General features: G+C 66.5%; 10 protein-coding genes. 8 read left to right on the top strand and 2 right to left on the bottom strand.

Translation table 11 applies throughout. The features are described from left to right. Positions 1-59: 59 nt before the first annotated feature. Positions 60-908, bottom strand: a complete 849-nt coding sequence (locus EDC64_RS22255; protein ID WP_132035845.1) for a fumarylacetoacetate hydrolase family protein — start codon at positions 906-908, stop codon at positions 60-62. Positions 909-1,331: 423 nt separating this feature from the next. Here EDC64_RS22255 and EDC64_RS22260 point away from each other — a divergent pair, with 423 nt between their 5' ends. From EDC64_RS22260 to EDC64_RS22275, 4 genes are read left to right on the top strand one after another with little or no spacing between them, the layout of a single operon-like run. After that, positions 1,332-2,138 carry a UDP-2,3-diacylglucosamine diphosphatase gene (locus EDC64_RS22260; protein ID WP_207916164.1) on the top strand — a complete coding sequence of 269 codons (807 nt, stop codon included), beginning with the start codon at positions 1,332-1,334 and terminating at the stop codon, positions 2,136-2,138. Further along, on the top strand, positions 2,138-3,205 hold the full coding sequence (locus tag EDC64_RS22265; protein WP_132035850.1) for a glycosyltransferase family 4 protein: 1,068 nt from the start codon (positions 2,138-2,140) through the stop codon (positions 3,203-3,205). Before EDC64_RS22260 ends, EDC64_RS22265 begins: the two co-directional genes overlap by 1 nt. After that, positions 3,202-4,188: a threonine/serine dehydratase family protein gene (locus EDC64_RS22270; RefSeq protein ID WP_132035853.1), complete on the top strand. Its 987-nt coding sequence runs from the start codon at positions 3,202-3,204 to the stop codon at positions 4,186-4,188. The genes EDC64_RS22265 and EDC64_RS22270 overlap by 4 nt, the downstream gene beginning before the upstream one ends. Before the next feature lie 10 nt (positions 4,189-4,198). Continuing rightward, complete coding sequence (locus EDC64_RS22275; RefSeq protein ID WP_132035856.1) at positions 4,199-5,404, top strand: MFS transporter; 1,206 nt, start codon at positions 4,199-4,201, stop codon at positions 5,402-5,404. Here EDC64_RS22275 and dgcA read toward each other — a convergent pair. Further along, positions 5,356-6,333, bottom strand: a complete 978-nt coding sequence (gene dgcA / locus EDC64_RS22280; RefSeq protein WP_132035859.1) for an N-acetyl-D-Glu racemase DgcA — start codon at positions 6,331-6,333, stop codon at positions 5,356-5,358. The genes EDC64_RS22275 and dgcA overlap by 49 nt on opposite strands. A 145-nt stretch (positions 6,334-6,478) precedes the next feature. Between dgcA and EDC64_RS22285 the strand changes: the two genes are divergently transcribed. From EDC64_RS22285 to EDC64_RS22300, 4 genes are read left to right on the top strand one after another with little or no spacing between them, the layout of a single operon-like run. Further along, positions 6,479-7,606, top strand: a complete 1,128-nt coding sequence (locus EDC64_RS22285; RefSeq protein WP_420808974.1) for an MlaE family lipid ABC transporter permease subunit — start codon at positions 6,479-6,481, stop codon at positions 7,604-7,606. A 6-nt stretch (positions 7,607-7,612) separates the two neighbouring features. After that, entirely contained in the window at positions 7,613-8,422 is an 810-nt protein-coding gene (locus EDC64_RS22290; protein WP_245504840.1) for an ABC transporter ATP-binding protein, read from the top strand. A 13-nt stretch (positions 8,423-8,435) separates the two neighbouring features. After that, positions 8,436-9,356, top strand: coding sequence for an MlaD family protein (locus tag EDC64_RS22295; RefSeq protein ID WP_132035865.1), 921 nt, complete (start codon positions 8,436-8,438; stop codon positions 9,354-9,356). A 32-nt stretch (positions 9,357-9,388) separates the two neighbouring features. Next, complete coding sequence (locus EDC64_RS22300) at positions 9,389-9,985, top strand: ABC-type transport auxiliary lipoprotein family protein (protein ID WP_245504841.1); 597 nt, start codon at positions 9,389-9,391, stop codon at positions 9,983-9,985. The last annotated feature ends 151 nt before the right edge of the window (positions 9,986-10,136 follow it).

The raw sequence follows: 10,136 nt of genomic DNA on the forward strand, positions 1-10,136 counted from the left end.
CCGCATGACGGACGGGCGGGCCTTGCGGCACCGCCCGTTTTCATTTCCGGACGCCGGTCCTACAGCTTGAACGGCACGACCGTCTGGGTCTGCACGCCCAGCCCCTCGATGCCGACGCGCATGACGTCTCCGGCCTTCAGATAGCGCGGTGGTTTCATGCCGAGGCCGACACCCGGCGGCGTGCCGGTGGTGATCAGGTCGCCCGGATCGAGCACCATGAACTGGCTGATATAGGAGACCAGATGGGCGACCCCGAAGATCATGGTCTTGGTCGATCCGTTCTGGACCTTCTCGCCATTCACTTCGAGCCACATGGCGAGGTTGGAGGTATCGGGCATTTCGTCGGCGGTCAGGAGATAGGGGCCGATCGGGCCAAAGGTCTCATTGCCCTTGCCCTTGGTCCATTGTCCGCCGCGCTCGATCTGGAAATTGCGTTCCGAGACGTCGTTGCAGATCGCATAGCCGGCGACATGCTTCAGCGCGTCGGCCTCGTCGACATAGCGGGCGCGGGCGCCGATGACGATCAGCAGTTCGACTTCCCAGTCGAGCTTGGTCGAGCCGCGGGGAATCATCACGTCGTCGTTCGGCCCCACCACGCAATTCGGCGCCTTGTTGAACAGGACCGGCTCCGAGGGGATGGGATTGTTGGTTTCGGCGGCATGGTCCGCGAAATTGAGGCCGACGGCGACGAAATTGCCGGGCCGTGCCACGCAGGCGCCGAGCCGCACCGATTCCGGCGCGGCGGGCAGGTCGGCCGGGTTCGCGGCGCGGATCCGCGCGAGGCCTTCGGGGGTGAGGACATCGCCGGCAATGTCGTGCACGATGCCCGATAGGTCCCGGATGACGCCGTCTGAATCGATTAGGCCCGGCTTTTCCTGGCCCTGGGCGCCGAAGCGGACCAGTTTCATTGGACAACTCCCTGATATGTGCTGAGCAGCAGGCACGAGCGGCCCGCCTGGCGGCAGGCTCGCGCGGCGCAGCGCTTTGGTCAATGGCACACCAGGCGCCGCGCATCCCCTCGCCGGCGCATGTCGGCGATTCGCATTTGGCGTTTATTCCGGGGCTAAGGTAGGCTCGGCTCACCTGCCGCGCTTCCACATCGTTGTCGCGGCGAACAATTGGGCGGCGCTGCGCAGCCTAAAGGACAAGTCGCAATCGCAAAGACTTGAAGCGATTCGTGCTACTTTCGTGGCAGACGCCGACGACTAGCAACATTTGGACCAGAGCGCGGGAGAACGATCACTTCGCGCCTGCGTCATAAAAGGGATACACGACTCCGGCTAATTCCGCCAGAATGTTCCCGGAAAGCATGCTTCGCACGAGGGACGGACGTGACCGACATTCCCGAAACCCGCCGGTTCCGCGCCTTGTTCATCTCGGACGTGCATCTCGGTACGAAGGGCTGCCAAGCCGAGCTGCTCCTCGACTTTCTGAAGTACCACGAATCCGACACGCTCTATCTGGTCGGCGACATCGTCGACGGATGGCGGCTGCGCAGTTCGTGGTATTGGCCCCAGCAGCACAATGACGTGGTCCAGAAGCTGCTCCGCAAGGGGCGCAAGGGCACCCGGATGGTTTATCTGCCCGGCAACCACGACGAGTTCCTGCGCGACTATTACGGCACCCATTTCGGCGGCATCGAAGTGGTCGAGACGGCCATCCATGAGGCGGCGGACGGCAAGAAATACCTCGTCATCCACGGCGACGTGTTCGATCTCGTCGTGCGCCATGCCAAATGGCTCGCCTTCCTCGGCGACGGCGCCTATACGCTGGCCCTCGGCATCAACACCTATGTGAATTTCGTCCGCCGCAAGCTCGGCTTGACCTATTGGTCGCTGAGCCAGTGGGCGAAATTGAAGGTGAAGAACGCGGTCAATTATATCGGCAAGTTCGAGGAGGCGGTCGCCGACGAGGCGAAGCGCCACAAGGTCGACGGCGTAATTTGTGGGCATATCCACCACGCAATGATTCACGACCAGTTCGGCGTGCGCTATATCAATTGCGGCGACTGGGTGGAGAGCTGCACGGCGGTGGCGGAGCATCACGACGGGCGCATGGAGATCATCTGCTGGACCCTGAGGCAGCCCAAACTGTCCACGGCCCCCCTCGATGTGGAGACCGCCCGCGCGGCTGCCTGATGCGCATCCTTGTCGCCACCGACGCGTGGCATCCTCAGATCAATGGTGTGGTGCGCTCGCTCGAGCATACCGCAAGGGAAGCCGCCCATCTCGGCGCAGAGATGGAATTCCTCACCCCGCAGGAATTTCGCACCGTCCCGCTTCCGACCTATCAGGAAATCCGGCTCTCGCTTGCGACGCCGCGCATGATCATGCGCCGCATCGAGGCGATGCAGCCGGATTTCGTGCATGTGGCGACGGAGGGGCCGATCGGTATGCTGGTGCGGCGCGCCTGCATCGCCTCCAAGCGCACCTTCACGACCAGCTATCATACGAAATTCCCCGAATATCTCTCCGCCCGCGCTCCGGTTCCCGAGCGGCTGACCTATGCTTGGCTCCGCAGCTTCCATAATGCCGGCGGCGGCGTAATGGTCTCGACCGCGACCTTGGAGCGGGAACTCGACCAGCGCGGCTTCAAGCGCCTGATGCGATGGTCGCGCGGCGTCGATGCGGACCTGTTCCGCCCGCGCCCGGAGGTCGATCTCGGCCTTCCGCGCCCGATCTTCCTGTTCGTCGGCCGTGTGGCGGTGGAGAAGAATATCGAGGCGTTTCTCAGCCTCGATTTGCCCGGTTCCAAAGTCGTCGTCGGGGCGGGGCCCGCGCTCACGACCCTGAAGGAGCGCTTCCCCGAGGCCCATTTCCATGGTGCGAAGGAAGGCGAGGCGCTCGCCGAGGTCTATGCCGGCAGCGACGTGTTCGTCTTTCCGAGCCGCACCGACACGTTCGGGATCGTCCTTCTCGAAGCGCTGGCGAGCGGGCTGCCCGTGGCGGCCTATCCGGTGACGGGTCCGAAGGACGTTCTGGAGGGAGCCGAAGGCAAGGTCGGAATCCTGGATGAGGATTTGCGGACCGCCTGCCTGAAGGCGCTGGACCTGTCGCCGCACGACGCGCGCGAGTTTGCGCTTCGGCACAGCTGGCGCGAATGCGCCCGTCAATTCGTCGACAATGTCCTCATCGCGCACGATTTCGGGCCGGTTGCACGCCGCTTCCGCCTGTTGCGGCGCACCCGTTCGGCGGCACCTGCATGACCTCGTATCTTTCCCCCCCGACCGCGGCGGACATCGACGCGGCAGCCGAACGGCTCCGCGGCACCGCCGTGCGCACCCCGCTGCTCACCTCCCCCGTGCTCGACGCCGTCACCGGCGCACGGGTGTTCCTGAAGCCGGAGACGCTCCAGCGGACCGGCTCGTTCAAGTTCCGCGGCGCCTATAATCGCCTGGTTCAGATCCCCCAGGAGCTTCGGGCGGCCGGCGTCGTCGCCTGCTCCTCGGGCAATCATGCCCAGGGCGTCGCGGCGGCTGCGAAGCTGCTCGGCATGCCTGCGGTCATCGTCATGCCCACCGACGCCCCCGCAATGAAGCGTCAGCGGACGCTGGATCTGGGCGCCGAAGTGGTGGAATACGACCGCGCCAAGGACGACCGCGATGCCATCGCGAGCCGCATTGCGGCCGAGCGCGGCGCGATCTTCGTCCCGCCCTATGACGATCCTCACATCATTGCCGGGCAGGGCACGGTCGGGCTCGAAATCGCCGAGGATCTCGCGGCGCTGGGGCTCCTGCCGGACGTGGTGAGCGCAAACGTGTCGGGTGGCGGCCTGTTGAGCGGCATCGCATTGGCCGTCAAAGCTCGGGCGCCGCATGCCCGCATCGTGGCCGCTGAGCCGGCCGGCTTCGACGATCACGCCCGCTCGTTCCGCTCCGGCACGCGCGAACGCAACGATTTGGTGGTCGGCTCCTTCTGCGATGCGCTGCTCGCCCCGACCCCCGGCCTCATCACCTTCGAGGTGACCCGGCGGCTGGCCGGCGAGGGGGTGGTCGCAACCGATGACGAAGTGGCGAAGGCGGTCGGCTTCGCTTTCCGCGAACTGAAGCTCGTGGTCGAGCCGGGCGGGGCGGTGGCGCTGGCTGCCCTCCTGAACGGCCGGCTCGACGCCGAGGGCAAGGTCGTCGCCATCGTCCTTTCCGGCGGCAACGTGGATCCCGCCACGTTCGAGGCCTGTCTCTCGGCGTGACCCTCGTGCCATGAGCGGGCTGCCCAGCGAGCCGGCCGGCGCCCTGCCGCACGCCCGGGTGCGCATCGCGCTCGGCGGCGCCTATGCGACCCTGTTCTTCTCGCTCGGCATCTATATGCCTTTCTTCCCGCTTTGGCTGGGAGAGCGGGGATTCTCGCCGCAGGAGATCGGCGCGGCACTGGCGGTGCCACTCCTGACGCGCCTCCTGGCGACGCCGCTGCTGGGGCTTCTGTCCGATCATTGGGGACGCCCGAAGGCGCTGCTCGCCTGCCTCGCCCTTTCGACCGCGACGTTGATGGCGGCCCTGGCTTTCTGTCGAAGCCCGATGGCGGTCTATGTGGTTCTCGGCCTTGCGGCCATGGCCTGGAATCCCAGCTTCGCGCTGCTCGACGCCTATTCCACACGGCAGGCGCGGGCGGGACGGGTGGATTATGGCCGCAGCCGCCTGTGGGGGTCCGCGAGCTTCGTCCTCGCCAATCTGGCCGGCGGCTTCGCCATTTCCGAGGCCGGGGCCGACCTCGTCGTGGTGCTGATGGTCGCGGGCCAGAGCGCCTTTCTGTGCGCCATGCTGGTCCTCCCGGAGCTGCCGCGCCCGCCGGCACGCGCCGCCGCGCGGCTCGATCTTCCCCGCGCCCGGATGGTTTTGGTCCTCGGCATAATCGGGGCGGCGCTGATCCAGTCCAGCCACGCGACCCTTTACGCCTTCGCCTCGGTGCATTGGGCCGAGGCCGGCCTCTCGCTGACCGCGATCGGGCTACTCTGGGCGATCGGCGTGATCGCGGAGATCCTGTTGTTTCGCTCCGGCACCCGCATCGTCCGGCGCTTCGGACCGCTGGCGTTGCTCGCCTGCGGCGGCGTGGCTGCGGCGCTCCGATTCACCGCTTTAAGCTTCGACCCGCCATTCTGGCTGCTTCTGCCGATCCAGATCCTGCACGGCGCGACGTTCGGCGCCACCTATCTCGGAACGGTCGAGCTGGTTGCCCGCTTCGCTCCGGAGCACCGCGCCGCCAGCGCCCAGTCGCTCGCCGGCTGGACCGTCAGCCTTGCAATGTCGGGGGCGAGCCTCTTATCCGGCGTGTTGTGGGTTGCGATCGGGCGGGACGCATTCCTGGTTTCGGCCGCCCTCGGCGTGAGCGGGGCGGCTTTGGCACTGGTGGCGGGCGCGCTTCAGCCCCACAAAGCGGGCTCCGGCGGAGACACCCGTGCCCCGTCGTAGCGAAGCCCATGATCGCGGTCGCGGGTCAGCAGCAGCGGGCCGTCGAGATCCACCACCTGCGCCATCTGCGCCACCAGCATCGCGGGCGCCATTGCAAGGGAAGTCGCGAGCATGCAGCCGACCATGAGGTCGAACCCCATCGTGCGCGCCGCCTGCGCCATCAGCAGCGCCTCGGTCAGGCCGCCGGTCTTGTCGAGCTTTACATTGACGGCATCGTATTTTCCCACGAGGCCCGCAAGGCTGGCCCTGTCGTGGACACTCTCGTCCGCGCAGACCGGCACCGGTCGCGCGATTTGCTCCAGAACGGCGTCGGCTCCGGCCGGCAGAGGCTGCTCGATCAGCTCGACGCCGGCCTCCCGGCACGCCGCGAAATGGGCGGCGACGGTCTCCGGCTCCCAACCCTCGTTGGCATCGACGATCAGCCGCGCCGCGGGCGCCGCCGCCCGGACTGCGGCGAGACGCAGCGCATCGCCCGGCGCACCCAGTTTCAACTTGAGAAGCGGGCGCCCGCATCGGCGCGCCGCCGCCGCCATCGCGTCCGGGGTGTCGAGGCTCAAAGTGTAGGCCGTATCCAGCGGCCGCAGCGTTGCGAGGCCAGCACTGCGGAAGGCCGGGATGCCGGAGGCCTTCGCCTCGAAGTCCCAGAAGGCGCAATCGAGCGCATTGCGGGCGGCGCCGGCCGGCAGCCGGCGCTGCAGCCCGTCCCGGTCGAGCCCTTGCGCGACCTCCTCGGCCATCTCCGTGAGCGCACCGGCGACCGCCTCGGGGGTCTCGCCGTACCGGGGATAGGGCACGCATTCGCCGCGGCCGGAGATCGCGCCGTCCCGCACTTCCGCGATCACGACAACGGCCTCGGTCTTCGATCCCCGGGAAATCGTGAAGCTTCCGGCAATGGGAAAGCGTTCGATGCGCACGTGAAGTGATCTCATCGGATAAGCATGTGACAAAAGGACGGAATTGGGCAGAGGCGTGCACGCCATCCGACCGTTTTTCCACTCTCGACCTCGTTCGGTGGGCCGGGTATGACCAAGAAGACGACCCGCCTGCATGCGGGGGCGCGAACCGGAGTGGCACGTGGCCTCAGCCTCGCTTCTCGATATCAGCCGATCCGGCGATGAAGTGACGGCGGTGGGGCACGGCTTCTGGACCTCCGAGCATGCCGACGTGCTCGAAGAGGCTGTCGCCTCGGCCGCCCGCGCGCATCCCCGACCCTCCGCCGCTCGCATCGACCTGGCCGACGTCGAACGCATGGACACGTTCGGCGCCCTTCTGCTCGAGCGGCTGCGGCGCGCCTGGACGCAGGACGGGGTCGAGCCGCGTGTGGTCGGCCTCAAGCGGCGCTACGGCGTGCTCCTCCAGGAAATGAGTCGCACCGGCCACGACCCGCAGCCTCCGGCGCGCCATCGGGAGGCGATGGTCGAGCGGCTCGGCCACAATGTGGTCGCCATCGGCCGGGATTCGACGGCCTTGTTGAATTTCGTCGGCGCGACGGTCGCGGCCAGCCTGCGCATGGCGACGCGGCCCCGGACGTTCCGCTTCACTTCGATGGTGAATCAGATCGACCGCGTCGGCCTGCGCGCGGTGCCGATCATCATCCTGATCACGTTTCTGATCGGCTGCATCCTGGCGCAGCAGGGCATTTTCCATTTCCGGCGGTTCGGTGCCGAGATCTATGTCGTGGACATGGTCGGGGTTCTGGTGCTGCGCGAACTCGGCGTCCTGATCGTCTCGATCATGATCGCCGGCCGCTCGGGCAGCGCCTATACTGCCGAATTGGGATCGATGCGCATGCGCGAGGAGGTCGACGCTTTGCGCGTGATGGGCTTCGATCCGGTCGAGATCCTCGTCATTCCGCGCATCTACGCTCTGATCATCGCGTTGCCGCTGCTCACCTTCATCGGCTCGATGTCGGCCCTGATCGGCGGCGGCCTGCTGGCCTGGCTCTATGGCGGCATCGCGCCGGGCGTGTTCATGGACCGGTTGAAGGATGCGATCTCGATCGACCATTTCCTGGTCGGCATCATCAAGGCTCCCTTCATGGCCGGGGTGATCGGCATCGTGGCCTGCATGGAGGGGCTGCGGGTGGGCGGCAGCGCGGAATCGCTCGGGTATCACACCACCGCCTCGGTGGTGAAAGCGATTTTCCTGGTCATCGTGATGGACGGCGTGTTCGCCATGTTCTTCGCATCCATCGACATGTGAGGCGGGATGGCGAACGGCGAGACGATGGAGCAGGGCAACGAAGAGGCGGGCGTCGGCGAGCCGCTGATCAGCGTGCGCGACCTTGTCGTCGGGTTCGGCGACCGCGTGATCCTCGACCATCTCAGCCTGGACATTCTGCGCGGCGAGATTCTCGGCTTCGTCGGCACGTCCGGTGGCGGCAAATCGGTGCTCACGCGGACCATCCTGGGCCTCGTCCCGAAGCGGTCCGGGACGGTGGAGGTGTTCGGGCAGGATCTCGACACGCTCAACGAGGCGCAGCGTTCCGCGGTCGAGCGCCGCTGGGGCGTGCTGTTCCAGCAGGGGGCGCTTTTCTCCTCGCTCACGGTCAAGCAGAACATTCAATTTCCGCTGCGAGAGAACTTAAAGCTGTCCCAGAAGCTTATGGACGATATCGCCTATGCGAAGATCGAGATGGTGGGACTGAAATGCGAGGCGGGTGAGAAATTGCCGTCCGAATTGTCGGGCGGCATGATCAAGCGGGCCTCGCTGGCCCGCGCGCTCGCGCTCGATCCGGAAATCCTGTTTCTCGATGAGCCGACCTCCGGCCTCGACCCGATCGGGGCGGGAGATTTCGACGAACTCATCCGCACGCTGCAGCAAACTTTGGGGCTGACCGTTTTCATGGTAACGCACGATCTCGACAGCCTTCACACGGTCTGCGACCGAATCGCCGCTTTGGCGGACGGGAAGGTGATCGCGCAGGGTCCGATCGAGACCATGATGGCTTCGACCCATCCCTGGCTGCGCGCCTATTTCCATGGAGCCCGGGCCCGCGCGGTCCGGTCCGAACGGTGAGCGAGGACGGCCCATGGAAACGCGCGCCAATTACACCCTGATCGGGTCCTTCACGCTGCTGGTTCTGGTGGCGGCGTTCGGCTTCATCTACTGGTTCATGCGGCCTCTCGCGTCCGAGGACCGCAAGCCCTACGAGATCGTCTACAAGGGCACCGTCAGCGGGCTGCGACAAGGCAATGCGGTGACGTTCAACGGCATTCCGGTCGGGCAGGTGACCAGCCTCGGCCTTCTGCCGGGCCGTCCCAGCGATGTCCTGGTGCGGATCGGCGTCGACGGGAACGTGCCGATCCTGTCGGACGCGAAAGCCGGACTGGAATCCCAGGGACTGACCGGCATCGTGGCGGTCAGCCTGCGCGGCGGCGCCTCCGACGCCAAGCCGATCCCGCCGGGGCCGAACGGCATACCGCGAATCGAGGCTGATGGCGGGACGGGCATGGCGGGCTTGATTTCGACCGTTCAGGACGTGGCCGGGCGCGTTACCGGCATTCTCGATGCGATCGACCCGGAGAAGGTGCAGCAGATCGTCGCCAATGTGGAAACCTTCAGCAAGGCGATATCCGACCGTTCCGCCGACGTCTCCACCATGATCGCGCGTGCCAACGAAATCGCCGGGCAGCTTCAGCAGCTCGCGACCAAGGCGGATGCCGTGCTCGGCGACGTGCAGAAGGCCACCAACGATCCAAACGGGCTCGTGGCCCAGGCGACCGAGGCGGCCGCCTCGGTGCGCAAACTCGCGGACAATCTCGACACCCGCACCGCCGAATTGACGCAGGAGGTGAAGAAATTCACCGGCCCCGGCATGCGTCAGTTCGAAGCTCTGGCGTCCGACGGGCGGCGCACCTTGTCGGAAATCGACCGCACATTCAGGAATTTCGAACGCAATCCGCGTCAATTCCTGTTCGGCGGGAGTTCTGTACCCGAATATAGGCGGTGAGAATCGTGGTGCGGGAGCTGAGGAATAAAGACGTGCGCCGCCTGAACCCCTTGCGTCCGAGCCTGCGTGTGGGCGTTGCGGGCCTTTGCCTGCTGCTGGCGGGCTGCGGCACCGCCCCCGTCCCAACCTTCGACCTGTCCGCGCCGACGGCGTTTTCCGCGCGCGGCGGCGGCGGCCAGCTCGTCGTCGTGACCCCGACGGCCCTCGCGGCGCTCGACACCCAGCAGATTCTCGTCGAACCGGCACCGGGGCAGGTCACCTATCTGCCGGAAGCTCAATGGAGCGACCGGCTGCCCGCCTTGCTCCAGGCGCGCCTGATCGAGGCGTTCGAGAACGGCAGCAAGATCCGGCGCGTCGCCCGGCCGAATGACGGCGTCGCCGCCGATTATCAGCTCAATGTCGACATCCGCACCTTCGGCGTTCAAATCGCGGCCGGCGCGCCCGATGCCGTCGTGTCGCTTTCGGTGAAGGTCATCGCGACGGCCTCCGGCCATATCGTGGCGGCCCAGGTCTTCTCCGCCCGGGTTCCGGTCTCGGCGATGAACGGGGCGGGCGTGACCGCAGCCCTCGATGCGGCCTCCGACACCGTCCTGCGGGACATCGTGATCTGGGCGTCGGCGCGCTCCTGACCCGAAACACGGCTCGGCCACGTGACCGAGCCCGAAATGAAAATGCCCGCCGGACGGCGGGCTCAGACCGCTGACAAACCCCTGGCGCGAGCCGGGGGTTTTTGATTCATTCGGGTATGCTGAAGAAACCCGGCCCGACCCAGACCGCTCT

This window comes from Aquabacter spiritensis (assembly GCF_004346185.1).
Taxonomy (GTDB): domain Bacteria; phylum Pseudomonadota; class Alphaproteobacteria; order Rhizobiales; family Xanthobacteraceae; genus Aquabacter; species Aquabacter spiritensis.